Genomic DNA, 25,350 nt, shown 5'->3' with positions numbered 1-25,350 from the left:
GTGGTTCGTCTGAGGGGTCCACCTCGTTCAGGTGGCGCAGGCCGGGATGTCGGGAGTGACGCAACCGAAGTAGGAGGTCTCAGCCTCGTAGGTGGCGCGTCGGTGGGCGAGGACGGCCAATGCGGTGTACTCGACCGGTCCGAAGTGGACTGAGGTGCGGTAGTACCCATGCGGGACGTCGTTCCTGTTGATCTCGCTGCCGAGCAGTGCGGCGACCTTGTCGACTTCGGCGCACATCTCGTCGTCCGCGTGCCGCGCCGGGAAGTGGTGAATGGTGACGTTGCGGGGAGCCGGGATGTTGGGATTGGTCTCCAGGAAGTCGGCCAGGTCGCGAAGGCCGGTGATCATGTCGTAGCGGTCGTTGGTCATGGTGGGGTCTCCTTTCGTTCAGGCGGGTTCTCGTACGGGTCGAAGGTCCCGGAGTAGCTGTGAGGCGAGTTGGTTGGAGACACCCAGGCGGGCGCGCAGGGCGTCGCGGGTAATGGGTTTGCCGTGTTTGGTGTGGTGTTCGTCGGCCACGCGCCGGGCGTAGTCGAGCAGCACGGGAGCCGGATCGGTCGTTTCGTCCTGGTTGGAGGAGTCGGCGGGGACGAGGACGGGACGGTCCGGCAGCGAGGACGGCATGGGGACGGGTTCCGTCTGAAGACCCGCCTCCGGCTTGGGGTCGGTCGCGCGGCGTTCGAGCATCGAGACCGCGACGAGGAAGGCGCCGGCGGGGATCGCAGCGGTCAGCCAGCCCCAAACGGTTGGTTCGGCCTGTTGCAGGTTGGCGGCCAGGGATAGCACGATTCCGGCGACCAGGACGAGCGTTGGCCAGGACATCAGTCCGTGCCGGGTGCGGCCGGTCCGCTTGTCGCGTTGCCGTTCCCGTGCGGCCATGACGCATGTCAGGTCGACGCAGACCGCCACCGCCCACGACATCCACCCGGTCTGCCCGTGATCGATGGCCGTGTCGCGAATGTGGGTGAACGATCCGGCACCCGCGATAGCGGCCAAGACGATGACCGGGCCCGAGTCGAGCAGCATCAGGGCAAGGCGTCGCATCGTTCCTCCTCTCGTGTTAGGCGGGGATGTCGTGTGGTTCGGGATTGAGGACCCGGTCCCAGTCGGGTGCCAGGTGGGCGTACGTTCGCGCGGTATGCTCCGCGGTGGCTTCGGCCACGTAGAAGGAGCGAGCCCGGTACCACTGGCCGTCTTGTCCGGCGACGATGGCGATGCCGGGTGTCTCTGCGGGGATGGCACGGGCGGAGACGAGAGCGGCCGGGTCGAGGTCGCCGAGCGTCATCGTCGCGGTCTCGGGATCGTTGACCCGGTGGCAGATCCGGCCGGAGCACTGGGCGCGCAGCGCGGTCACGCCTGGCCCGAGGTCGGAGCCGATCCGCTGGCCCGAGCAGAACAGGTAGATCCCGAAGGCCCGCCCAAGCTGGGCCACCCGCAGGAGTGCCGTCGAAATCCGGGCCACCTCATCTTTTTCGGACTTGTCGCCTATCAGGTACAGCTCTGCCAGTTCGTCGACAAGAACGACCACGGGCACGGGACGAATCGCCGGAGGAAGCCGCCACACGTTACGAGCGCCGGCCATCCGGCACAGGCCCATCCGGTCGATCATCAGGGCGATCAGATCAGCGAGCAGTGCCGAGCATTCGGCGCGTGTGGTGGCCAGTGCCGACAGGCGGGGTTCGTACGGGGTGAACTCAACACCGCCCTTGAGATCGAAGCCCACCAGGGCGACCGGTTGAGGAGCCAGCCCGACGATCAGAGCGTTCGCCAAGTTCGACTTCCCGGACTGGGTGGCACCGGCGTTAAGCCAGTGAGGGATCGTCTTGAAGTCGATCATCCACGGCGTACCGGATTCCAGGCGGCCCACAGTCACCCGGAGAAGTTCCGTGGAGGGTGGAAGCTGATCTATCCGGACGAGCGGATCTCGCACGGTCGCGGCCAGGACGACTCGCCCCGGACGTGGCGAAGAGGCTCGTACGGCGTGGACTCCCCAGGAGTGCGCGAGCCGTTCCGCAGCTTCGGAGTAGTCGGTGGGAGTCTGCCCTTCAAGGGTGTGCAGGGTGACGCGCCATCCGTGCCGGGTCGGCTTGGGGAGCCACATGAACGGGCGGGTGTCGACCGAGACCCGCTGGAAACGTCGCTTGACCTTGACCAGGCCGGTGGAGGCGACGCTTCCCGGTACGAGGGTGAACCAGTAGCGTTGCCGCTTCTTGGTCAGCCCGCAGCCCAGCGCCACTCGTCGCCAGGAGGCCCACACCGATAACGCGGTCATCGGGTAGCCGGCCACCAGCCAGAAGGACCGGTAGTGCAGGCGACGCCAGCCCGGCAGCCCCGCCGCCATGACGAGCACAGCGGCGAGGACCAGCAGCGGAAGGTGTAGGGACTCAGGCAACGCCGTCTCCCCGGGCGGAAGTGAAGGCGGTAGCCCGGTAGGAGATCCCCCACCGTCCGGAAATCTCCCAGACGTAGCCCGCCAGGTCGACCGGGATCACCTCGTCTCCGGAGGTGACGGGCGGTTCGCCGGAGACGGCGACCTTGACCAGCTCGATCCGTCCCAAGGTGTCTTCCACCGAGCAGATGACCTCGTAGACGACCTGTCCGGTCTTGTCGGTCTTGATCTCCCCGGTGTCCTTGTTCAGCAGGCGGGGGCGTGGTGACTTCACGCAGGTGAAGGTGAGCCTGTTCGTGTCGACGGGGATCGGGATGGTTCGCATGTCGTAAACCTCCTTAGCTCATAGCCAACATAGTTGACCTAGTTGGCTTGGTTGTCAATGTGCTCATGGTTGGCTTGGTCGGGTCTGCCGTGGTGAGATGAGCGCGATGGTCAAGAAGACGGGCAGGCCCGGATACCTTCAGATCGCCGACGAACTGCGGGAGCGGATTCGCGGCGGACTTCTCGCGCCCGGTGAGCCGTTGCCGTCCACCGCCCAGCTGGCCGAGCAGTTCGACGCCTCGTTGTCGGTCGTGAAGATGGCCGTGGGGATCTTGCGCAACGAGGGTCTTGTCGTCGGCCAGCAGGGCAAAGGCGTGTTCGTCCAGGAGGACGGGCAGCCGGAGCAGGATTCGGATCTACGGACCGAAGTCACTGCCCTGCGGAGTGCCGTGCAGGACCTGACCCGCCGCCTGGAGCAGGTCGAGGCGGCATTGCCCGCAGCCGATCCGAAGACACGTAACTAGCGCGGTCGTCGTAGACGTGGCAACCGGTCACCCGCCGGGCGAACGCCGACGAGACGGTCGGCGCATTGCTCGGGAGGTGCCGGCTGTTGTCCTCGCGGCGCATCCCGATCAGGACCACGACGAAGCCGACCAGTACGACTGCGGCCAGAATCGCCGCGACGATCAACGGAAGCCAGGTCATGACGTGGCGCCCACGATGGGCGTGCGGTGCGGGTCGCGCGGAGGGCGACGGCTGAGGTTGCGACGCCGCTTGAGGCGCAGCCGGGCCGCCTGACGCTTGGCCCAGCGTTCGCGAGCCGCGCACTTGCGGCAGAGTTTCTGCCCCTCGGCCAGGGCCGCGCCGCAGGCGCAGGTGGCGGGTTCCTCACCCGGGGCGGTAATCGTGTTGGTCAAGATCACTCCTCCTTTTCCTCGGTGGGTTGGTGCTCCATACCGAGGGTGCGAGGAAGTGTCAGGACGAGATCACTACACGACCGGACGTGTGCAAGACGTCCGGCTTAGGATGAACGAGTCCCCGAACGTCCCAGGCGGGCAGGTGAGATGGCGAACGAGCGACTACGCGCGGCTCTCTTGGAGCGCGGGGTAAGCGTCGTCGAGCTGGCCGCAGCCATCGAGGTGGACCCCAAAACCGTTGAGCGGTGGATCACCAAAGGCCGCGCACCATACCGAAAGCACAGGTACGCGGTCTCCTCACATCTCGGAATGGACGAGTCCTATCTCTGGCCGGAAGCGCTGACACGCGAACAGGTGGCCTCAGCATCAGAGAGCGAGATCGTCACCGTCTACCCGCACCGCTGGGCCGTCCCGCGTGACACCTGGGGACGTCTGTTCTCCGACGCCGCCGAGCAGATCGGCATTCTGGTCTACAGCGGCATGTTCCTTGCCGAGGATTCCGGGCTGGTCCGAGTTCTTGGCGAGAAGGCCCGCACCGGCGTTCAGATACGAATTCTCCTGGGCAATCCCGACAGTGCAGAGGTTGCCCAACGGGGTGTGGACGAGGGCATCGACGAAGGGATGGCGGCCAAAGTCCGCAACGCGCTGGTCCTCTACCGGCCCATCCTCCGCATTGACGGCGTACAGATCCGGCTGCACAGCACGATCCTCTACAACTCGATCTATCGCGCCGACGACCAGCTTCTCGTCAACACCCATGTCTACGGCGCCCCTGCCGCCAACGCCCCGGTTCTCCATCTACGCCGGGTCGCCGGCGGCGACATGGTGACCACCTACCTCGAAAGCTTCGAACGCGTGTGGTCCGAGGCCACCCCGGTAGAGTCCTGACCATGGGCAAACGGATCGACTTCTACGACGACCCCGACGCTCCCGCACCCAACAGCCTCGTCCCCTCGGTCAACGTCGTGGTGACCAACACCGCCGGAGACATCCTGATGATCCGCCGCAGCGACAACGGGAACTGGGCCGTCCCCGGAGGTGCGATCGATCTCGGCGAATCACTTCCCAACGCAGGCATTCGCGAGACCCTCGAAGAGACCGGAATTGTCTGCGAGATCACGGGACTGGTCGGGACCTATACCGATCCCCGTCACGTGATCCTCTACACCAGCAACGGCGAGGCCCGGCAGGAGTTCTCCATCGTTCTCACCGCCCAGGCCGTCAGCGGCGAGCCCACCCCGAGCAGCGAGTCAACCGAGGTTCAATGGGTGCCACGCGACCAGGTGGCGGATCTGAAGATGGATCGCTCGATGCGCCTGCGGATCGGCCACTACCTAGACCAGGCAGTCAAGCCGCACATCGGATAGCGCCAACCGGGTCTCCACGGATCGGACCGCCGACAGAATGTGCGGCTCAGCCCGATTAATGCACCAGGTGACTTCGTCGTCGGGTCCGTAGCGCGAGCGGATCTCGGCCAGCCGATCCATCACGGTCAACGGCAGCCCATCCGGGCTCGTGGTCATGTCGCAGAACGTCAGCGCCTCCACCAGGTCGCCGCGCTCCTTCGGGAACTCACCGGTGAGAATGTCGAGAAGGCCACGCTGGCCCGCCTCGATCTCAGCGCAGGTGTGGTGGGCCACCAGACGGCACAACAGTTCGTCGGCGCCGTGCACGTCGCGGAGATATCGGCCGCCGTCGATCGGGTGGAATCCGGTGTCGATCAGTTCAAGGGCGTAACCGATGTCGTGCAGCCACGCGGACGCGGCCAGGATCTCCGCGTCCTTGCCGAGGATCGGCGCCAGCGATTCGGCGCGACGGCCCACCCCTTGCGAGTGCTCCCAGCGGCGTGGCAGATGCCGCTCCAGAACCTTGCGTGCCAGCTCACGAGCCCATTCGACTTGTCTCATGCTGTTCACGATAAGGAGGTGACCCCGGGGGACATCTAGCCTTGCTGGTTGGACGTCCCGGGACGTCCTATTTCCGCAGGTGCGCGGCGGGTGACGTACCGGCCCTTGCCTTGTCTCGTCTCTAGAAGTCCCTCACGTTCGAGAACGGCCAGAGCCGAGCGCACGGTGTACCGGGAAATACCGAGTTCCTGCCGCAACATTGCTTCGCTGGGCACCGGGGCACCTGGTGGCAGGAGACCGGTCTGGATTTGCTCGCGGAAGACCCGGGCGATGCCCTCGTACTTGTACCGGTCCTGCTGTGGACATGCCTCCGCGACGACTACCCACCCCTTGGAAGGGATCGTATCCAGCAAGCCTTCTCGTTTGAGTTCAGTGAGCGCCCGCCGCAGCGTATTACGTGCGATCCGAAGTTCCTGGCATAGAGCGTTCTCGGAGGGGAGCAGCGATCCCGGCTGATACCCGGCCGCCGCGATCCTCTCGCGGATCTTCGTGACGATTCTTGGATAGACGAGTCGACGATTCAGCCGTTCCGGTTCGTCGTTCATCGACCCGTCCAGGACGTTGCGGTTGGTCAACGTAGGTGTCCCGACTCGCCAAGACGATCTACGCCTAGCCTGATCGGCCGGGCGTGGATTCGATTGATCGATGAGGCGAGCGTGTGATGTTTCATGCTGGTCGAGCCTCTAGCGGGAAGAAGGACCTATCCACCCCACACGAGGGACGTCTAGGGACTTCTTATGTTAGCGTCGCAGGCAGAGCCCACGCCCACGAGAGGTGCCCGTGAGCGACAACCTGCGATACGCCCTGATCAAAGCCCGCCTACGCCCCGTCGACGTAGCGTCCGCACTGGCCGTGGACCCCAAGACCGTCGACCGCTGGCTCAAGGGCCGCATCCCCTACCCACGACACCGCTGGGCCATCGCCGACCTCCTCCAGATCGACGAAAGCGAAATCTGGCCGGAAACCGTACCGCGCCGCCAACACGTCTCCAACGAGATCCTTGCCGTCTACCCCCACCGCTGGGCCGTCCCGCACGCAACTTGGCAAGCCCTCTTCGAGGGTGCCACCGAGGAAATTGGCATCCTCGCCTACAGCAGCCTCTTCCTCGCCGAAGACGCCGGCTTGCTCCGTACCATCGCCGACCGAGCCTGCAACGGCGTAAGAGTGCGCGTCCTCCTCGGAGACCCCGATAGCCAAGAAGTCGCCACCCGAGGAGCCGACGAACGTATCGGCGGCAGTACCATCTCAGCCAAGATCCGCAACGCGGTCACCCTCTTCCAGCCGCTCCGAGGACTCCCCGGCGCCGAGTTCCGGTTCCATCGCACGGTGCTTTACAACTCGATCTACCGAGCCGACGATGAGCTACTCATCAACGCACACGTCTACGGGACACCAGCGGCCGACGCCCCCGTGGTTCACCTACGTGCCAACGGAGACCAGGGCAGCTTCCCCGTGTACCTGACCAGCTTCGAACGGACCTGGGAGACGGCAGACCCCGGCACATGATCGAAAGAAACTTATCTCTACTTATTCAAGCCGCTATCGCGGAAGGCGGGGGTGGGGGAAGAGGAACGCCCGTTGGGGAGAGGGGCGCAGCTGGGCGATCCAGCAGAGAAGGCGGCCCCGCGGGGAGCGGACGTGTCGGGGAAAGGTTCGGGCGGCAAGCTATTCCTTCAGGCTGCTTCCCGGGCACTTCTGGGTTGAGTTCGAGGTCTTGAGTGGTGCAAAGCGCTGCCCAGATGCCATCACAGTCCGCACGAATGAGGGCACACGACGATGAGTTTCATGTGTTGGTCCGCGCGCTCGCCCGCCGGCGGCTGCGGCCTCTTCGGGCCGGTCCGCCGGCAGCGGCGCGCACCACGCCGACAAGCGGCGTGGGACATAGATGGCGGCAGTTGATTGTGCCGATGGGGTTCTCTCCCCAGCACGGTGAACGGGTCATGGCGGGGAAGAGGGTATGAGCCGAGAAGATTCCCGGAGACCAGTAGGACGACACTGGCGAAAGAGAGAAAGCCGGAGAAGGAGGAGGGATGAGCGAGAAGGTTGAATGGAGGGAAGACCTTGGGGCGCTGCCCCAAACCCCGGGGCACTCCTGCATCTGGGAAGCTCGCAGATCAAGAAGCTAAGACCCGTGAATGGCTGAGGACCCTGATCGTCCCGCCCGCCATCAACCCGGGCAAGCCCAGCAGACCAGCGACTCCAGCTCAAGCCCGGCTGTGCCGGCAGGGCAACCAGCGCGCGAGGAATGCCACCGGGAACATGTACACGCGAAGCCGAGCTTGACCCTCCGTCACCGGCCTACTGCCCCTCCGGGGCGGGTCGATAGCGGACGGGAAGATCAGTGCAAAGGGAAAGATGTGTGGGACTACCCGAGCTTGCCCCGTGAGTTGGACGATGGCGTACGGAGAGATCAGGCTGCGTACCGCAATAGCCGCCGATTGAAGACTTACTTCGGTGAGGGGGGCGCTATGAGCGTAAGCTGGACTGGGTGCCGGCCGTAGTAGAGAGCTACTTTTTCCTTTAGCTCTGTAATGGTTTCACACGTCTTGGCGATGCCAATCACTTGATTAATATGTGTTACAAGCTCTTTGAGTCCTTTGTGCTCGGTTAGCCACTGATGATAGTTCTGTCCGTGTCGTGGATCTGGTTTTGTATCCCTAAGCGCTTTGGCTACATCCGGATCGAGAGCCTCGTAGATCAATTCCATCACAAGCTTTCCCCACCACTTAGGGCGAGAGTGCAAGGGTCCTTGCCATCGTGTCAGGCGGCCAAATTCTTCCCAGAGCTGATCAGGAAAGGTCTTTTCCCATTCTCTAAGTTCTTCGGAAATGTAAGCGCGAAGTTTGAGTTGTAGTGCATCTTCTGCGCGCTCATACTGGTAGCCAGTCGCTTCGTCGATCAGAGCGATAAGGCCGACCTTTGCGCACGCTGAAAGGAGGATGCTTGCCCGAGTCGCGACCTGGTTCTGGCGTTCGGTACTCAAGCCGTTATCTGCTAGCGCACTTACATATGCATGGCAAATTTCAAGAAACGACTCCGCCCGGATTCCCTTGCCCGTGAATTGGGTTCCAGGAATGTGATATTCGATCGCAGATTCGAGAATTTCTTTGCTGTTCAGGTAAGGCTGCAGGCTTTGGGCGCCAATATAATTATCGAGATTGCCGCTATCAGTATCTGTGAGTGCACGTACCACCTCGCGCAGGGCGAGTACCCGCTCACCGTTGTCGAGGACATAGCACTCGATCTCATGGCGCCCGAGAGGCAAGATCCCACGGTGCTTAGCGAAAGGGCTGGGGGGCACAGACGCCCTATCGATGGCGCTCATCGAATCCTCCGAATAGGAGTAGTGGCGAAGACTGCGCGCTTGGCTTAAGTACACAGTCGGATAAATAGTACAATATGCGGCTAATAAGACAATACGGATGAAACGGGCGTCCCTGCGTTGTGCCTGTCACATCATACGGAGAGAATTAGGGCAAGCTAGTGCCGACGTTCGCACGGAATGACGATAAGCGCGGAGTAGGTGGCTTTTGACGTCACTTTCTCCGCGCTCATCACCTAGAGCTTCGCCGATGGAGCCGGTTCATGGCCTACTTAGATAGAGAGGCCAGCAGGTGGTCCTGCCCGTTGCTCTCCAGAATCTTCTGGATGTCCGGATCGTAGCCTATGACGTTCAGCAGGACAGCGGCGGCGGTCTCCCAAGCTGTGCGGCCAGCCTGGAGCTTGCCGGTTTCCGGATCGATGAGGTTGCCGGCGAAGATGGTGTCCTCGGTCGTGATGCCGGAGGTCTTTGCGGTGCGGTCGAAGTTCACTGAATCCAGCGCTCTCACGGCGTCCTTTACCGGGATCTTCAGTAGGAAGTGCGCCTGGTAGACCGCGAGGGCGATGGCGTACAGGACGCCAGCAGAGGTCAGATAGGTGGCCTCCCGCAGTTCAGGGGTCTTTATCTCACCGTCAACGACATCTGCGAATCGGACTAGTTCGCCGAGCGAAGTCCAGAACTCGGTCAGTTTCGCACGCGCCGCGTCGGCGTCGCTGACGACGGTGCCCTCGAACTTGGCGTTGACTGCCTTGTCCATGGTCGCCGGACTGCGGTAGCCGTTGCCGACCAGCAGTAGCCCGGAGACGTAGCGGACCGTCTTGAAGGAGAACAGCTTCGCCGACAGTTTCCCCGGGTTGTCCTTGAAATATTCGACGCGGTCGTTGAACAGGGGTACCACGTCGAACATCTCGCTCAACTCGCGATTGATCGGCTGTCGGCGGTCCATCGACTGGGCGAGGGATGCGGTAGGTGTCTTGACATTGCGCTGCAGGTCGGTGAAGTCCTGGGCGCGTCGCTTGGGGTTGTCGTCGATGACGATGATCATCGGCTGCCCTGATTTTGCTAGACGCTCCAGTACAGGGTCGTCATCGTCGCGCGTACTCACGATGTGTTCGTGGGCGCCGATGCGGTGCTGACCGTCGCCGATGTCGAACTTGGCGCCGATGTCCACGGCTAGCGTGCCGATTTTAGCGGCGTCGCTCTCGGTCGTGACGCCGGGGAGCTCTGCCGGGGTGAACGTGGCCTCCTTGGTGGTCAAGTAGAGCACCGCCGCCCCGAGGACGAAGTGCTCTTCCTCCACCAGGTACTTGACGATTCCCTGAAGGTGAGCGGGATCCCGGGGACGGTTGCCATGGGTGGTGGTCTTTACCGGGTCCCATGCTTCCGGCTTGGAGACCATCCGGACTAGATCGACCGGGCTCATAGCAGTAACCAGCATCTGCCGGCCACCCTGCTCGTAAGCGATCACGGGAATGTGGATCTTGGGCATAACGCCTCCATGCGTGCCCTGACGCAGATTCGGGGGAATCGGGAGGGCGTCAGGTGCCGAAATGGACTGTACTACGCAGGAATGGCATCTGGCAAACGGCTCAAATCCTGCGTAGTCATGAATACTTCTCGCGTAGTACTTCATTGGTGTGATGACGTGCAGGAATGGCTCGTTAACGCCTGCTGGCGGAGAAGACGGCCGAGCTGATGTCCCTCACTAGGCGCCCCCAGCCGCCAGCGTCGGCTGGCGGCTTCCCGCGCACTGGCCTACAGGGTGAAGTCGGCCTTGCTGGTCGCGTAGCCGCCCTTGACCGGCCAGATGACGACGATGTCCTGGCCGTGGGCGAGCGAGAGCAGGTCGGTGCGGGGCTCGGTCGGAAGCAGGATGGCTCGGATGGCTTCCGTGAGGAATCGGCCGTAGTCGGCGAGCTGACCGATTGCCATGCGGACGTTTTCCCGGGTGACGCTGCCCTTCGCCTCCACCAGAAGCGTCAGGTCCTTGTCGTACAGGTCGGTGAAGAGTGGTCGCGTTTCGCCTTTGGGAAGCATCTGGTGCCGGCCCACTGTGTGTCCCTTGCCGCGCAGGTAGTCAGCCAGGGCCTGTACCAAGCTGGCCTCCTTCCGTTCCGCTTCGTACGGCTCCTGCGCGGGGTTGACGAAACTGCGCTCGGTGAGCTGCTGCTCCAACGGAAGATCCTGCACCTGATCCTCAGCTTCAGGCTTGTCGGCAGCGGCGAGCAGGCGAGCAAGCTTGGTCTGCGGCGGTTGGGGGTCGGTGTCGAGCGGCTTCAGGCGGAAGACGATGACACGGCGCAGCGGCCCACCTCCGCTCTCGGGGGCGTCCGCCTCGTACCACGGGTCCTTGTTGTACACCTCGAACCTGCCGAGGTAGGTGATCGTTCCGCGAGCGCCCTGGAAGACATGCAGAGCCCTGCCTTCCTTCTGGTGGTTGAGGATGCTCGCGTTGCCGGAGATCATTCGCTGGTCGCCGTACTGTCCTTCGCCGCTGTAGTGGAACAGCCCATCGGGCATCCAACCGTCGAAGTAGCCGTGCTTCTCGCCCGCGATGGGGTCAGTGAAGATGAAGACGTTCGGCGTTCGGCTGGACGGGCCGATGCCGCCCTGGGTACGCCCGCCGAAGTGCTCGTGAAGCTTCTTACGTTCGATGGTGCCACCGGGGACGAGGGTCCACGAGGGGGATGCCTGGGGAAGGGCCGCGGTCATGCTTGCCTCGCTAGGTCGTGATCAACTACGCGGATCGTAGTGTCGACCCATATTCCTGGTCAAATCTGGACATAGGAATCGGATGTCGATTTTCGGCATCCGATTCACCTCCTGACTGGAAGGCCCAGGGGTGCAGGCGTGCCAGTGCTGCGCATCGCGAAGGGGATCGGCCTGCAACGAAGACTGCTCAATGCACCTCAACTCAATGCACCTCAACGACAGCCGAAGGCGGGGACCACTTGGGGACCACACGTCCTGCACACAGCCGAGCAACCCGCACGTCACTAGACGTCGTTCATGGCCACCTGACGGCCGCTGAGCTGCAAAATCGCCTACCCCACGCCCTGGGGGTCAAGAGGTCGCGGGTTTCAAATCCTGTCGTCCCGACCAGATCCTTCCTGGCCCTAGGGGTTTCGGAGATCATCCGAGGCTCTTTTCCGATCTTTGGGGAGCCAAACCCGGTGGCTCTTTCCGGGGTAAGGGTGTGTCCTCAACGAGGTCCGCACCGCACGCGACCGCGATCCTCTTGCGCCACACTCCCGGATCGGGCCACTGGTCCGGTGACGCCACGAAGGTCCCGCGCGATTGGCGGTAGAACACCCAACCCGCTTCCTGCAATATCTTCATCGCGTGCCGGACCGTATGCACAGAGACCTCATACTGCTTGCTCAGCGCGCCACGGGTGGGGATCGGCTTGTCCGGCGGGTAGACGCCCGCCCGGATCTGCGTGGCCAGGTCCCGGGCGATCAGCGCATACGCGGGCATCGAATACGGCGAGGGCGTGACGTCCCGCCGTCCGACGAAGGTTCCCATCGCCGGCACCGTGTACGCCAGGCCGCGCGTGCGCAACTCTCGATGCACCTGCCGCGCCGTACCCCGCGAAATCCGATAGGTCCGCAGCAGTTCCGTCTCGCCGGGAACCTGGTCCCCGATCCTCAGCTTCCCTCGCTTGATCCGGTCCGTCAGGATGTCGGCCACCTGGAGATACAGCGGTTCCGGGCCTTCCCGGTTCAGCTCATCCGGCTTTGCTCGCCGCCACTGCTCGTTGTTCATGCCAGCTCTTCCTCCGCGTATCCCGCACAACAGGTCGCCGTGCCCATCCCGAACCACAGCGCCTCATTCACCGCCAACCCCCACGCCCGCATCGCCGCGACGGTACGAACCACACCTCCACTTCCCTGACCGCTGCCGGGGCTGGTGGGGCAACCGGTGTCGTCTTGATCCCGAGGCGCGTGATGCAGGAAACGCCCCGCCAACCCCTCACAGAACGCCGCGTACTCACGGGTGTGAAGGATGAACACGTGCCACCCGACACCAACACGGGGCGAGAGCACATAGCCCCCGCCGGGCGCTCCGGCCAGTAGCCACAGAAACCCAGCGCCTCATTCATGACGCCTTCCGCCGAAGGCAGGTACAGACCCGGATGCTCGTGCACGATCCGCCGCGTCAGCCTGCCCCACAACACGTCATCGACCAGCTTTCGGACATGCTCCCGATGCGGCAACTCGGCGCTGAGCGGGGATTCGGGGAACAGCTCGGTCATTCCTCTGCCACCCTTGCGATCCGCGCCGCCGCCCTGGTGTCGAACACCTCGATACGCTGATCCCGGCTGCGGCCCCAGGTGAAAACCCATGCTCCATCCGTCAACCACGCCATCACCCGTATCGGGCCACGCGCCCGCGAGATCCGCACCGCGGGCACCCGCTCAGGCCCAAGCTCAACAGCCGGACTCACCCCCAGCGTGTGCAGATCCCACGCCAGCCGCACCAAGTGCACGTACTGCTGCTGGGCCATCTCCAAGGTCGAGCCTTGCTCAGTCGCCGCCGAGCTCATCTGGGTTCCCAGGATCCGTGGTACCGCCGCAGGCAGCTCCATCACGCACCCTCGTTTCCCATCGCTATGGCAACAGCCGACGCCGCCACCGCGTTGGCGACCAGTCCCGTGCTGACCAGGTGCGCACACGCGATCGGAGGGTTACTGCATAGGGGGTGCATATCGACTCCCGACGTCTTTGGCGATACGTCGTTGAGCCTCGTACAGCCCTATGGTCCCCCTACACCGCGACTAGGGACGTCTTGGGACATCTTCAAGGAAGTGCGGTACGTCCCTTCTCTTCCGGTCCCATGGCATGACCGCCATCTGCGCTGGCTTCCACTCGAAGGCATCGGGTGGCCAGGGCCGCAACGATCGCTCACTTCGGTGCGCGTTGTATAGGGTCGGGGCGATTAAGGCCGCGTCCCTCCTTCGTCGGGCCTCGGTACCGTGTTGACATGGTCAGCATGGCGATCTTGCTAATGGGTTTGCTGACAGCAACCGCCCAAGAGCGCATCGGGACAACAACCAGATCTAGGCGGGTGTCGTGCGGGATATGTGCGGGATGATCTTACTAGGAATCGTGCTCAGCTTGACTTTTGATGCAGGTCAGAGGCTAGGTACTGGCACGATGCTTAGTGGTCTTGAAAACCGCTAGGGGCGGTGACGTTCCTCGTGGGTTCGAATCCCACGCTCTCCGCTTAGCTTGGAAAACGTGGCTTGACCTGGTGGTATGGGCGCCAGGGGGACCGGTGCTCATTTCCCGGGTGTGCAGCCGTGGGCCGTCGTGAGCGACTCCATGTCGTTGATCACGGGATATTTCCGGGATGATCTTGGTCGCGTTTCTCCAGGTCGCTGCGGACATAGACGCTCCTCCATGTGATCGCCATCCGGGGCCGGTGTTTCCTGGGCGCACTACGGGCCGGCGCGCGTAGGCGAGGACACGGCCTGCGCGGTTGATGGGCCTCACTCATCACAGCTCAGCGGGACGGGGTGACAAGCGCGGGCTGTGGATGATGCCATCTAACGCCCAAATGACTGGTCGTCGCTTACCCGTCGGATTCCCGCGTACCTCGCCGCTTCAGGTGAAGTCATGGAGCCGTGTTGGCTGTGGCGTTTGGCTCGGAGGACCTGGGAGTGCGGACGCAAGCGCCCGCACCGACACCTCGCCCCCGCCATGGAGTGGCGGACCCAGGAGTTGCGTCCCCGAGTACCCTGCCGTGATGGCTACCTGGGGTGCTGAGTCCTCTGTGAAGACTACGGCTTGCCTAGGATCCCGGAGATGCGCTCGATCTGCAACCGGAGGAACGTGTGACCTCAATCGCCGCATGGGTTGGCGTTGACTCGCGGGCTATTTCGTCGCTTTACATTGTTAGCGATAGCAGAATTTCGTGGGGTGAGACAGACAGATGGGATCAAGGAAGAAAGGTTTTTGCCTGTTCGAATGAACCCCATCTTTTTGGATACTATGGTGATGTACTCTTCCCCGCTTTGGCGATCCCGAACATTGTTGACCGGATTGATCGCGGATTATTGCGCGAGGGTCCCGGTGGGTGGGGAAATAGCGTTCAGGAAGCATTGAGGCGATTGGCTTCCGACTATCCGATGGGTCGGCGGAGTAACTTCGGAGTCCTCCATGGCTATAGGTGTGGTGTCGGTATGGATAGCGTTTTTCGGCTGGAAATAGTCTCATATAACGCGCCGAGCCGCAAATGGTCAACCACTACCCCTGTCGTTCCCGCTGTGTCGTCGTTTCTGCACATAGCGGGAAGTGGGCACGCCTCGGTTAGAGACGCCGATGCGCTCTGGAGTCAGAGCCCCGATGGAAGTACTAGCCGAGCGGTATATTCCGCATTCCATGAATCGGTGGCCAGTGGAAAGGATTCAAAGTCGGGTGGAGCGCCGCAGCTGGGAGGGATATATCGTGTTGGTCCCGCTCGACTGATAGGGATTATTCAAGATGGTGTAAGGTATTTTGCGGGAGCGCCACTAATTGGACATGAGGATACGTCTGTGGTCGAGTGGCGAAATGAGCTCTTCGAGCGAATGGATGGAGCGAAAAAGAAACGGCTTCCAGCGGCTCAGCGGCATCGTTCGCGTCCGATGGAGTAATTCAAGAAGGCGCCGTCATCCGCGTCGAGCTGGGCGCGATCCTGCCCGGCTGGCCCGACAGGATCGTGCCCGCCATGGGCGGGCTCGGCAGTGTCCACCTGGTGGAGCACCAGGGCCACCTGCAGTAGCTCGACCTGTACCTAGCGCCCGCCGACCGTATCCCCGCCATCGCGGGACTGACCCGCGGTGTCCTCGTCTACACCAACCCGGACGCCGAGCCGGAGCCGCCTGACCCGGCTGTCGAGGCGTTCGTCCGCGACCGCCTGGCCGTGGCCCCGAGCTGTCGCGAGTTAGTCGTGGAGGCGCTCGTGCTGGCGAGCATGCTGCGCAAACGGCTGGCACACCAGCAGCGCATGATGGCGTACGCCGAGTACCACATGCTCGTCACGGCCGTCCGGTCCCTGATTCGCACGGCCCTGCAACCGAGCCGGGCGGCTTACGGTTGGTACCACCTGGACACCGAGATCGGTGCCTCGTCGCTGGGCCGTGCCTGCCTGAGCGACCTCACCACGCTGATGGACGCGCCCTCCGTGCCCACGTGCGATTCCCTCGCCCACGCCCTGGAGGTAGTCATCACAGTCGCCCACCGGGTGACCCCCGACACCATGGACGACCTGCGCCTCGACCTCGACGCCTATCTCCACCACATGACATGACCGCGCGTTCCACCCCGCGCCGGGCGGGGCCTGCGGTAGCGTCCACGCATGACCTGTGATCGGCGAGCTACCAGCGCCGGACGGGAAAGGGCCGCAGCAGCCTGATCCCGCCCGGTGCTTGGCCATGCCCATCCGCCGTCCGATCACGAAGGCTCCACGATGTCCCCTGCTGTTCGCCCGTCCTGGAATGACCTGCCCCAGGGCCTGCGCGACGCCCTTGTCCGTCGCCTCGGCCACGTCAGCACGGCAGAGGTGCAGTCGGGGGGATTCACCCCCGGTGTCGCCGTCCGCCTGGCCGCCGTCCAGGGCCGCGCGTTCGTCAAGGCCGTCCCCGCCGACCACGACCTGGCGCCGAAGTACCGCGCCGAGGCGGCCGTCGCCGCGCGACTCCCACACACCACGCCTGCGCCCCAACTGCGCTGGACCGGCGACCTAGACGGCTGGGTGGTGCTCGTCTTCGACGACATCGCCGGCCGGTACCCCGACCTGTCGCCGGACTCGCCGGACGTGCCGGTCGCGGTCGCCGAGGTCGCGAGCCTGGCCGCGACCCTGACGCCGAGCCCTGTCGATGCCCCGCTCGCGCCGATCGCCCGCGGCGGCCAGTTGCACGGCTGGGGCGAACTGCTCCGTGCCGGTGCCGGGGACAGGCTCGTCGCCGGACTCGGCCCGTGGGAGCGTGATCGGCTGCCACTGCTGGCCGAACTAGAACGCGCGTGGGTGCCTCGCGCGGCGGGGCCGTCGCTCGTCCACGGCGACATCCGCCCGGACAACTTGCTCATCCGCGACGAGGACGGCGCGCTCATGGTCATCGACTGGGCACAGCCGTCGATCGGGGCGCCCTGGCAGGATGTCGTGGACCTGATCCCCCACATGATCATGGCCGGGCACGAACCTCGCGCTGCGGAGAAAACCCTCATCGGGGTGCCCGCGTGGGAGGAGCTGCCCGCCGAAGTGGTCACCAGTTACGCTGCCGCCTACGCTGGCTACTGGACGCGTATGAGCAGGCAGCCTTCGCCGCCCGGCGTTCCGAACCTGCGCGCCTACCAGGCGCGCGCCGCCCAGGCCGCGCTTGCGTGGACCCGTGCCAGGCTGCTCCAGTGATTGCCTTGCTGGCCAGGAAGATGTAAGTCGGAAGCCTCCTCCTCCGGGAGGTCGCTCGTGGGGTTTGCCATCCATCGGACAGTAGCGGCAACCCTGATTTCCGGGGCTCGCGGCAGCGGCAACGCGCCAGTTTGCCCAACATCAGACAGGCTGCAGCCGACAAGGATGCCGCCAGGCGGCGCGTCGCGAGCGGGGATCGGTAGGGCTGGAATCACGTCAGCACGTCCGCACCACGTACGGGCAGGGTACGGATCTCCGGAACTGGTTGCCCGCCTGTGTAGACCACACCGGGTTGACACCGTGATCGCCGCTTCACGGACTCCGTTCCTGCGGAAGTTCCGGATCCCCCGCCTCGGGATCACGCTTGGCAAGCACGCGCAGGACTTCAAGGGCAGGCCCGCTTTCTCGGCCGGGCGTCTACGGTTTGCGGCCCACGCCGCCGTGGGTGTCGAGGGACGGAGCAGAGGGGTCGGTACCCCACCGGGTGATCTCGGTGAGGCCGGGTGGGACGAGGTCGAGGCCCTCGAAGCAGCGGGCCAGCTGCGCGGGGCTGCGCAAGTGGTAGGGGGCCGCGCCGGCCTCGATGAGGGCGGCGCCACCATCGTTGACTTCGGTGCTGGTGTTGGTGCCGTCCCAGAGCACGAGATGGCTGCCGGAGGGCATGGGCGCCATGGTGCGCGAGACGATGGAGCGTAGGACGGTGAAGTCGCCGACGTAGCCGAGCACGCCCATGAACATGACGGCGACCGGGCGGGTGAGGTCGAGCCCGGAGGCGCCGATGATGGCCTCGGGGTCGTGGTAGTCGGCCTCCAAGTAGGTGACTGATCCAGAGTTGTCTCCGAGCAGGGCGCGGCTTTGTTCGATGACCAGGGGATCGTTGTCGACGTACACGATCCGGGATTCGGGGGCAATCTCCTGGGCGACTTCGTGGGTGTTGGACATGGTGGGTAATCCCGTACCGATGTCCAAGAATTGCCGGATTCCGGCTTCGGCGGCGAGGAACCGTACCACCCGGATGAGGAACTGGCGGGACTCCAGAGCCATGGTCACGATGTCCGGGTAAACGTCGGCGACGGCCTTTCCGGCCGCGCGGTCGGCTGCGTAGTTGTCGGTGCCGCCCATCCAGTAGTTCCAGATCCGGGCGGCATGCGGAATTCCGTCGTCGAACCGATCCACGGGAACTCCCAAGAAACGAGTACGGCGGGGCTGGTCAAAGCGGTAATGCCAAGAAGGTCGTGCGTGGCCACCGTCCGGGTTCACCAAGCGCGGTGGCCAGTTCCGTCAGTACTTGATGGACCTGACCCCCAGCACACCACCTGACTCCCCATCACCACAAGATGATCGCTTCGGGCCAGTTCTTCGGTCGACGATGCCCGGTTCCGTCGGGCGTGACAGTGACGGCTACCCCGCCATAACCGTGGTCAGCGCCAGACAGGGGTGACGCATCCGGGCGGGGTGGCCATTGCGATCGGCAACCCGCTCACGTCGAACAGTCGGCCGTCGACGGCCCACCCCCCACAGCGCGGCACCGGACTCACCGCCAGTTCGTCAGCCCCGTGGACGGGCGTTCTAAGTGCGTAGCAGGGTGAGTACGGCGAGTACGCGGCGGTTGACGTCGGCTGAGGGTTCGAGTCTGAGTTTGCGGAACACCTGGGAGCAGAGGGCTTCCACCGTGCGTTCGCTGAGGCCCAGGCGGGTGGAGATTCCGGTGTTCGAGCGACCTTCGGCCATCAGGCCGAGGATTTCGCGTTCGCGTGGGGTGAGTTGGTTGAGTGGGGTGCCCGGGCCTGTGGCGCGCATCAGGCGGTTGACGATGGTGGGGTCCAGGACGCACTCGTGTTCCAGGACCCGGTGGAGCGCGTCGATGAGGATGGCGATGTCGGAGACCCGCTCTTTGAGCAGGTAGCCGAGCCCGGCTGGCTGTTCGGCGAGCAGGCGGCGCGCGTAGCGGGGTTCGAGGTACTGGCTTAGCAGCACCACGGCCGTCTCGGGGAACCCCTGCCGGATTCGATGTACGGCGACCAGACCCTCGTCGGTCTGGGTGGGCGGCATGCGGATGTCGACGATGGCCACGTCAGGCCGTTCCAGGGCGACGATGCGCAGGAGTTCGTCTGTGTTCGCGGCCTCGCCGACCACCTCCACTCCGGCGTCGGTGAGCAGCCGCGACAGGCCTGAGCGGATCAGCATGACGTCGTCGGCGACCACGACTCTCATGGGATCACCACGGTGAGCACCGTTCCCTCCTGGCTGAGCCGGTGATGCCCGCCGACGGCGCCCACCCGGTCGGCGATCTCGGTGAGATCGGTGCGCCAGACGGCATCGGTCTCGATTCTGGCCGTGAGCGGGTCGTCGGAGACGACGATATCGGCCGTACGCGCGGGATGGTCGAGGGCCCGGGCGACGGCGGCGTAGATCGCCATCGCCGTGTCCTGGTCGGGGACGCGGTTGAGCCGGACGTCGAGGCTCGCCCGTACGCCGGATGCCGCGACCAGATCGTCGAGCGCCGCGGCGAGGCCCTCGTCGGCCAGGACGCGAGGGAACAGCCCGTGGCTGAGCGTCCGGAGCGAGGCGAGTGCCTTGTGGACGGCGTCCTCGATCGCGGCCACCTGGTCGGCGTCCTGGCCCACGCGCGCCCTGGCCAGCCGCAGCTGGAACGCGGCGCTGACCAGGCGCTGCTGCGCGCCGTCGTGGAGGTCGCGCTCGATGCGCCGCCGTTCCGCATCGGCCGCGGCGACGACCCGTCGCTGGGACGCGCGTACGTCGGCGATGTGGACGTGGGCGAGCGCCGCGAGCCGGGCGTTCCGCAGGCCCCACTCGATAGCGGGGGTGAGCCCGGCGAGGACGTCGCCGGGGTCGGCGTGGCGGGAGACCAGCAGCCGGAGCCCGGGCCCGGCGGCGACCGTGCGGGTGCCCTCGGGCGGTTCGGCGTCCCAGCCACTCGCGTCGATCCACCTCGTCGTGCCGGGTACGGCGAAGTGGACGGCCCTGATCGGCCCGGCCGTGCCGGTGGCCAGCTGTACGGCGAGACGTTCGAGGGCGCGGCGCGTCCGGAGGGTGGCGAGGCCCGAGGCCCAGACTGCGCCGCTGGCGCCCGCGACGGCCAGCGGTCCGACCGCGATCAGCACGTCCGGCCAGGCGAACCCCTCCCACCAGGCCCAGCGAACCCCCCACCCGGCCGCGACCACCGCCGCGGCGGCGACCGCGGTCGACATCGGTGCGCTGGCCATCGCGACGGTCGCGGCGGCGAGGAGCCCGGTGACGATCAGTACGGTGGTCCTGGTGTCGAGGAACGCGAGGCCGAGCGGGTCGCACGTCCGCGGGCAGTTCGGATCGTCGAACGGCTCATATCCCACGAGGTGGACGGCCGCGGCGGCCGAGGCGAGCGCGACCGCCGAGCGCGTGCCGCGCGGGAAGGCCGCGCGGACGTCACGCGGCCAGTATCCGCGCCCACCACGTCGGGTCCTTCTGGCGGCGCGGGCACCACGTGGCCGGGTCAGCGCCAGACCCGCGACCACGAGCGGTTCCGCGGCCAGGGCCGCCGCGCGCAGCCAGGGAGGCAGGGAGCCCACCCCGCCCAGCGTGGGGAGCGCGACGGCGGCGGCCGCCACGAGCAGCCCGGCGGCGGTATGCGGTCGCAGCCCTCGCACCGTCCACGCCCCGCAGCAGGCGACCAGCACAGCCGCCACCACCACGCCTGTCATGTCTGGAATTGTGCGCCTGGACGGCTTCTCCGCGAACCGTGTTTTCCGCAGGATCGTGGTGAGGCACCACGGTCGTCGGCGTACGCCCCCGTCTTTAGCGTTCGAGACGATCAGAGAGGGGTCGACATGACCACGAGGCTAAGAAAGATGGGTTGCGCGCTGGCGGTGCTGGCGTTGGCTGGGTGCGCGCAGACCGTGGACAGGACGGGCAGCGGGGTCATCGAGTTGAGGCTCGCCACGATCGACGGGGTTCCCAACGCCAACGGGCAGTCGTACGGGCCTGAGGTGTTCGTCGCCAAGCTCGCGGATCTCTCCGGCGGGCGCATCAAAGTCGAGCTCGTACGGGAGTACGGCGGCGGGTCGGCGGAGGCCGAGTCGGGCATTGTCCGGGCGATCATCTCCGGCGAGGTCGACGGCGGCTGGCCCGCGACCCGTGCCTTCGCCAAGGCGGGCGTCCCCGGCCTGGAGGCGGTGGAGGCCCCGCTGACGGTGACCAGCTACGCCGCCGCGAAGGAACTGGTCACCGCTCCTGTCGCCGCGCGGCTGCTCGGCAAGCTGGAGGGCACCGGCGTCCTCGGCCTCGGGCTCGCGGTGGGGCCGCTGCGCCGACCCTTCGCTGCCGACGGGCCGTTGCTCGGGCCCGCGGACTGGAAGGACCAGACTTTCCGTACGTTCAACTCGGCGGTGCAGGCCGAGACCGTGACGGCGCTGGGCGCCGTGCCGGCGAACCTCAGCATCGCCTTCATCGACCAGATCCGCTCGGGCAACCTGCGTGGCGCGGAACTCGACATCCCCCAGTACTGGCACAACGGTTTCGCGCTCGAAGCCGGCAACGTCACGGCCAATGTGGTGCTCTGGCCGAAGGTGTTCGTCCTGGCGATCGGGAAGAAGAGATTCGACGGGCTAACCGAGGAGCAGCAGGGCTGGATAAGGGCCGCCGCGAGCGCGGCCGTTCAGGCGTCGGTCTCGCAGACCTACGACGAGAGCACACCGGCGAAGGCCCTGTGCGCGAGGGGGGTCCGGTTCCGCGACGCGTCGCCCGCGCAGGTGGCGGAGCTTCGGACCAGGACACGCCCGGTCCTCGACCGGCTCGCCGCCGACCCCTCCGGCGCCGAGATCCTCACGGAGATCCAGGCGATCGCCGCCAGGCATCCGCAGGTGGAGCTTGTGGACGTGCCCGCCAACTGCCGTACCGGCGTGGCCAGCGAGGGGGAGATCGGCGCGATCCCCACGACGGCGGCCGCGCTGCCCGAGGGGACTTACCGGGTACGGATCACCAAGCAGGACGTCGCGCAATTCGGCGGCGACGTCGCCGATTCGCACCCAGCCGGGACGTGGACGTTGAAGGTCGAAGGCGGGACGTACCAGGGGAGCTGCCGCCCGGTCGCGGACCCGGGCGACGACTGCGGCACCTCGGACTCCACGATGCCGCTGGAAGTGGGTGACCTGCGGGGTTCCGGGGACACCGTCTACTTCGTCCCGAATCCTGACCTCTTGGCCAAACTAACGGGGTGCAAGCTGCCTGTATCGTCGCAGCTTGCCGACCACTGCGGGCCCGGCGATCCGTACCGGTTGACGTGGAAGCTCGCGGACGGGCAGCTGACGTTCGCCGTCGACGGACCGGTCGGCGGCATGCAGAGCTACGTGATGCTGCCGTGGAAGAAGATCGCCTAGCCGGGCAGGGTCGCGGTGACCACGGTTCCGGCTCCGGGTCGGCTGTCCACCCGGAGCCGTCCGCCGCGTGCGGCCAGGCGGTCGGCCAGGCCCTGCAGTCCAGAACCCGCCGGGTCCGCGCCGCCTTGCCCGTCATCGGCGATTGTGGCGACAAGTCCCTCTGGTGTACGGGCGAGCGTGATCGTGACAATGCTGGCGGAGGCGTGCTTGACGGCGTTGGCGAGAGACTCGCTGCAGACGTAGTAGAGGGCGCTCTCGGCCTCCGAGGTGCCGCTCGCGCGGACGGACAGGGTGACGGGGACCGGGGAGGTCGCGGTCACCGTCTTCAGCGCCCGCTCGATCAGGCCGCCGCCCAACCGCGGGAGGCCGCCGATGAGTTCGGAGATCTCGCGGGTGGCGGCGTCCAGTTCCCGGTCGACCAGATCGAGCATCCCCGCCGCCTCGGGGTCGGTCGTACGGGCCCGGACCGCGCGCAGATCACCCCGGGCCGCGAGCAGCGGATCGCCGACGCCGGCCCTCGCCTCCGCCGCGATCCTGGCGCGTTCGCGGTCCGCCGTCGCCACCAGCCGGGCGCGGGACGCTTCCAGATCGCGGAGTAAGGCCTGGCGCTCGTCCTGGAGTCGCAGCCGGGCCGTCGCGAGCCGGACGACGGTGGCCACCGCGTCGGCGGTGGCCGGGTCGCTCCCCGTGTATTTTACAGAGGCGACGTTTTCGCCGGGGACGAGGTGGATGCGCAGGCCAGGGTCGCCGAGCTCGTGCCCGAGCGCTGTCGCGAGCTCGTCGAGCCCGATGGGCTGCTCGGCCAGCAACCGGTCGGCCAGGCGCCGCCGGGCGGCGACCGTCGCGCGCGCCGCGAGCGGGAACACCGTGGCCACCAGGAGAAGGAGCACGTCGTAGGCCGCCAGCGCGGCGGCGAGATCGAAGTTCTCGACCTGGAATCGCACGAGGGCCCATTGCGCTCCGAGGAACAGGCCGATCCCGGTGGCGGCCAGCCTGGGGAACAGCCCGCCCGCCAGAGCGGCCATGGCGCACAGCGGAATGACGCCGGGCGGCCACAGCAGACTCATCGGTACGGCCGACACGGCGACTGCCCACCCCGCGACCCCTCGAGGCCGGCCCGAGGGAAAGCTCGCGAGCGCGATCAGCAGAGCGCCCTGATGGAGCAGCCCGAGCGGCGGGAACACCGTCCCCGCCGTCCAGGCGACGGCCACCGCGCAGAAGAGCAACCGCTCAGCAGCCGGACCCCCGGCCGCCAGCGCCGACACTCCGAAGGCCACGCCGATCAGAAGGTCGAGCACGCCCATGAAGGCATGCTGACACTCCAGCCCGGCCCGGCCAACCAGTCTTGAGTGCATTGCCATGGTTTCCCGGGAATCACGCCGTTTCGGGCGTGGTATTTCGGACATGGCCCTCCCATTATGTCAATAGATCTTGACTCTTGGCGGGAATTCGGGCCAGATAGAGGGTGCATAGTGTGACAAAGCGCTTGATCGTGATGGGGGCGAGGGGCGTGTTGGAAAATCGTGCACGGGATGGGACACGGGAGCCGGTACTCCTGGGGGCGTTGGATAACATCGGCGAAGGTCATCGGAAACCGCTCGCCTTCCGGCAATTCATATTGAAGATCAATAGCAGGTGCAACCTATCTTGCCACTATTGCTATATGTACGAGATGGCCGACCAATCATGGCGGGCTCAGCCGATCAGCATGGCGCCCACGGTCATCGACGCGATCGCCCAGCGTATCGGCGAGCACGCGCGAATTCATGACGTCGCCGAGCTGGAGGTGATCCTTCACGGGGGAGAGCCATTGCTGGCCGGACCCGAGCTCATCGCGCTCGCCGTGAAGACGATCAGACGTGCGGTCGACGTCGGCACTCAGGTCCATGTGATCATCCAGACCAATGGTGTTCTGCTGAGCGAGAGCTACCTACGCCTCCTGGCCGGTCTGGGGGTCCGCGTGGGGGTCAGCCTGGACGGTTACCAGGCGGCGCAGGACAGGCACCGGGTGTTCTCCAACGGCAAAGGCTCCCATGAGCAGGTGACCGCCGCCTTGCGCAGATTGACCACCGGGCAGTACCACCATCTGTTCAACGGCATCCTGTGCACCATCGACATTCGCAATGACCCGATCGCGACCTACGAGGCCCTGCTCGAGTTCGATCCCCCCGCCGTCGATTTTCTGCTGCCGCACGGTAACTGGTCCACCCCGCCACCGTTCCGTGATCCGGAGTCGATGCGGACGCCGTACGCGGAATGGCTGATAGCCGTTTTCGATCGCTGGTACGGCTCGACTCGCGTCGAGACCGACGTGCGCCTCTTCTCCGAGATCATCCGGCTACTGATGGGCTTCCCTTCGCGTACCGAGGCGGTGGGGCTTTCGCCCGCGCGTATGGTCGTCGTGGAAACCGATGGCAGCATTGAATTGTCCGATATTCTGAAGTCCACGTACGAAGGCGCCGGGGACACCGGAATGAATGTGCTGCGGGACTCCTTCGACGCGGTGGCTCGCCATCCCGGGATAATGGTCAGGCAACTCGGGGCCGACGGGCTCTCGTCCGTATGCCGAGGCTGTGAAATCCATGCCGTCTGCGGCGGCGGGCTCCACGCGCATCGTTACAGCGACGCCACCGCGTTCGACAACCCTTCGGTGTACTGCCTTGACCTCTATCAGCTCATCGATCATATTCGCCGGCGCGTCGCCCATGACGTTGCCATGACCCGGAGCGATCGATGACAAGGGTTCATCGTATTTCCGAGGAAACGATCAATTCCCTGGCTAC

The 25,350-nt window shown here is 65.4% G+C and carries 25 protein-coding genes; 8 read left to right on the top strand and 17 right to left on the bottom strand.

Annotated features, from left to right (window positions below):
• Nucleotides 1-27: 27 nt before the first annotated feature.
• From Amac_RS05700 to Amac_RS05685, 4 genes are read right to left on the bottom strand one after another with little or no spacing between them, the layout of a single operon-like run.
• Nucleotides 28-369, bottom strand: a complete 342-nt coding sequence (locus Amac_RS05700) for a hypothetical protein (RefSeq protein ID WP_155353249.1) — start codon at nt 367-369, stop codon at nt 28-30.
• Between the two features lie 18 nt (nt 370-387).
• Nucleotides 388-1,044: a DUF2637 domain-containing protein gene (locus tag Amac_RS05695; protein ID WP_155353248.1), complete on the bottom strand. Its 657-nt coding sequence runs from the start codon at nt 1,042-1,044 to the stop codon at nt 388-390.
• Between the two features lie 16 nt (nt 1,045-1,060).
• The gene (locus Amac_RS05690) at nt 1,061-2,392 is read right to left on the bottom strand and encodes an FtsK/SpoIIIE domain-containing protein (protein ID WP_155353247.1); all 1,332 of its coding nucleotides are present in this window, start codon (nt 2,390-2,392) and stop codon (nt 1,061-1,063) included.
• On the bottom strand, nt 2,385-2,714 hold the full coding sequence (locus tag Amac_RS05685) for an SCO3933 family regulatory protein (RefSeq protein ID WP_155353246.1): 330 nt from the start codon (nt 2,712-2,714) through the stop codon (nt 2,385-2,387). The genes Amac_RS05690 and Amac_RS05685 overlap by 8 nt, the downstream gene beginning before the upstream one ends.
• Nucleotides 2,715-2,811: 97 nt before the next feature.
• Between Amac_RS05685 and Amac_RS05680 the strand changes: the two genes are divergently transcribed.
• Nucleotides 2,812-3,177: a GntR family transcriptional regulator gene (locus tag Amac_RS05680; protein ID WP_246268087.1), complete on the top strand. Its 366-nt coding sequence runs from the start codon at nt 2,812-2,814 to the stop codon at nt 3,175-3,177.
• 177 nt (nt 3,178-3,354) lie between these two features.
• Here Amac_RS05680 and Amac_RS05675 read toward each other — a convergent pair whose 3' ends face one another.
• Nucleotides 3,355-3,570: a hypothetical protein gene (locus tag Amac_RS05675; protein ID WP_155353245.1), complete on the bottom strand. Its 216-nt coding sequence runs from the start codon at nt 3,568-3,570 to the stop codon at nt 3,355-3,357.
• Between the two features lie 147 nt (nt 3,571-3,717).
• Between Amac_RS05675 and Amac_RS05670 the strand changes: the two genes are divergently transcribed.
• Together Amac_RS05670 and Amac_RS05665 are read left to right on the top strand one after the other, a co-directional pair.
• Nucleotides 3,718-4,458, top strand: coding sequence for a DUF5919 domain-containing protein (locus Amac_RS05670; protein ID WP_155353244.1), 741 nt, complete (start codon nt 3,718-3,720; stop codon nt 4,456-4,458).
• A 2-nt stretch (nt 4,459-4,460) separates the two neighbouring features.
• A complete protein-coding gene (locus Amac_RS05665) occupies nt 4,461-4,937 on the top strand; it encodes an NUDIX hydrolase (protein WP_155353243.1) in 477 nt (158 codons plus the stop codon).
• Here the strand turns inward: Amac_RS05665 and Amac_RS05660 are convergent.
• Both Amac_RS05660 and Amac_RS05655 read right to left on the bottom strand, forming a co-directional pair.
• On the bottom strand, nt 4,905-5,477 hold the full coding sequence (locus Amac_RS05660) for an HD domain-containing protein (RefSeq protein WP_155353242.1): 573 nt from the start codon (nt 5,475-5,477) through the stop codon (nt 4,905-4,907). The genes Amac_RS05665 and Amac_RS05660 overlap by 33 nt on opposite strands.
• A gap of 35 nt (nt 5,478-5,512) precedes the next feature.
• Entirely contained in the window at nt 5,513-6,052 is a 540-nt protein-coding gene (locus Amac_RS05655; protein ID WP_155353241.1) for a GntR family transcriptional regulator, read from the bottom strand.
• A 205-nt stretch (nt 6,053-6,257) separates the two neighbouring features.
• Here Amac_RS05655 and Amac_RS05650 point away from each other — a divergent pair, with 205 nt between their 5' ends.
• Nucleotides 6,258-6,983 carry an XRE family transcriptional regulator gene (locus Amac_RS05650; RefSeq protein ID WP_155353240.1) on the top strand — a complete coding sequence of 242 codons (726 nt, stop codon included), beginning with the start codon at nt 6,258-6,260 and terminating at the stop codon, nt 6,981-6,983.
• A 940-nt stretch (nt 6,984-7,923) separates the two neighbouring features.
• Here the strand turns inward: Amac_RS05650 and Amac_RS05645 are convergent.
• The 6 genes from Amac_RS05645 to Amac_RS05625 form a co-directional block, all read right to left on the bottom strand.
• Complete coding sequence (locus Amac_RS05645) at nt 7,924-8,802, bottom strand: P63C domain-containing protein (RefSeq protein ID WP_155353239.1); 879 nt, start codon at nt 8,800-8,802, stop codon at nt 7,924-7,926.
• A gap of 265 nt (nt 8,803-9,067) precedes the next feature.
• Nucleotides 9,068-10,288, bottom strand: a complete 1,221-nt coding sequence (locus tag Amac_RS05640; protein ID WP_170322337.1) for a DNA sulfur modification protein DndB — start codon at nt 10,286-10,288, stop codon at nt 9,068-9,070.
• Between the two features lie 266 nt (nt 10,289-10,554).
• Complete coding sequence (locus Amac_RS05635) at nt 10,555-11,511, bottom strand: SRA domain-containing endonuclease (protein WP_155353237.1); 957 nt, start codon at nt 11,509-11,511, stop codon at nt 10,555-10,557.
• Nucleotides 11,512-11,931: 420 nt separating this feature from the next.
• Entirely contained in the window at nt 11,932-12,564 is a 633-nt protein-coding gene (locus Amac_RS53505) for a GntR family transcriptional regulator (protein ID WP_170322336.1), read from the bottom strand.
• Nucleotides 12,561-12,845, bottom strand: a complete 285-nt coding sequence (locus Amac_RS58460; RefSeq protein ID WP_507762638.1) for a UCP032817 domain-containing protein — start codon at nt 12,843-12,845, stop codon at nt 12,561-12,563. Before Amac_RS58460 ends, Amac_RS53505 begins: the two co-directional genes overlap by 4 nt.
• Nucleotides 12,846-13,050: 205 nt before the next feature.
• Nucleotides 13,051-13,389, bottom strand: coding sequence for a hypothetical protein (locus tag Amac_RS05625; RefSeq protein ID WP_218040888.1), 339 nt, complete (start codon nt 13,387-13,389; stop codon nt 13,051-13,053).
• A 2,342-nt stretch (nt 13,390-15,731) separates the two neighbouring features.
• On the opposite strand from Amac_RS05625, the gene Amac_RS05620 reads away from it, so the two are divergent.
• Nucleotides 15,732-16,091: a hypothetical protein gene (locus Amac_RS05620; RefSeq protein WP_155353235.1), complete on the top strand. Its 360-nt coding sequence runs from the start codon at nt 15,732-15,734 to the stop codon at nt 16,089-16,091.
• A gap of 159 nt (nt 16,092-16,250) precedes the next feature.
• A complete protein-coding gene (locus Amac_RS05615; protein ID WP_155353234.1) occupies nt 16,251-17,192 on the top strand; it encodes a phosphotransferase family protein in 942 nt (313 codons plus the stop codon).
• A 417-nt stretch (nt 17,193-17,609) separates the two neighbouring features.
• Here the strand turns inward: Amac_RS05615 and Amac_RS05610 are convergent, their stop codons facing one another.
• The 3 genes from Amac_RS05610 to Amac_RS05600 all read right to left on the bottom strand — a co-directional run bounded on the left by Amac_RS05610 (nt 17,610) and on the right by Amac_RS05600 (nt 20,893).
• Entirely contained in the window at nt 17,610-18,368 is a 759-nt protein-coding gene (locus Amac_RS05610; RefSeq protein ID WP_218040887.1) for an SAM-dependent methyltransferase, read from the bottom strand.
• A 393-nt stretch (nt 18,369-18,761) separates the two neighbouring features.
• Nucleotides 18,762-19,406, bottom strand: a complete 645-nt coding sequence (locus tag Amac_RS05605) for a response regulator transcription factor (protein WP_155353232.1) — start codon at nt 19,404-19,406, stop codon at nt 18,762-18,764.
• Nucleotides 19,403-20,893, bottom strand: a complete 1,491-nt coding sequence (locus Amac_RS05600) for a sensor histidine kinase (protein ID WP_155353231.1) — start codon at nt 20,891-20,893, stop codon at nt 19,403-19,405. Before Amac_RS05600 ends, Amac_RS05605 begins: the two co-directional genes overlap by 4 nt.
• A gap of 126 nt (nt 20,894-21,019) precedes the next feature.
• Here Amac_RS05600 and Amac_RS05595 point away from each other — a divergent pair, with 126 nt between their 5' ends.
• The gene (locus Amac_RS05595) at nt 21,020-22,567 is read left to right on the top strand and encodes a TRAP transporter substrate-binding protein (protein ID WP_170322335.1); all 1,548 of its coding nucleotides are present in this window, start codon (nt 21,020-21,022) and stop codon (nt 22,565-22,567) included.
• On the opposite strand, the gene Amac_RS05590 is transcribed toward Amac_RS05595, so the two are convergent.
• On the bottom strand, nt 22,564-23,871 hold the full coding sequence (locus tag Amac_RS05590) for a sensor histidine kinase (protein WP_155353229.1): 1,308 nt from the start codon (nt 23,869-23,871) through the stop codon (nt 22,564-22,566). The genes Amac_RS05595 and Amac_RS05590 overlap by 4 nt on opposite strands.
• A 191-nt stretch (nt 23,872-24,062) precedes the next feature.
• Here Amac_RS05590 and Amac_RS05585 point away from each other — a divergent pair, with 191 nt between their 5' ends.
• Nucleotides 24,063-25,304: an FxsB family cyclophane-forming radical SAM/SPASM peptide maturase gene (locus Amac_RS05585; RefSeq protein ID WP_155353293.1), complete on the top strand. Its 1,242-nt coding sequence runs from the start codon at nt 24,063-24,065 to the stop codon at nt 25,302-25,304.
• Nucleotides 25,305-25,350: the final 46 nt, after the last annotated feature.

Source organism: Acrocarpospora macrocephala (assembly GCF_009687865.1).
Classification (GTDB): domain Bacteria; phylum Actinomycetota; class Actinomycetes; order Streptosporangiales; family Streptosporangiaceae; genus Acrocarpospora; species Acrocarpospora macrocephala.
Note: the sequence above shows the minus strand (reverse complement) of the source record. Positions and strands in the feature narration are given on the sequence as shown.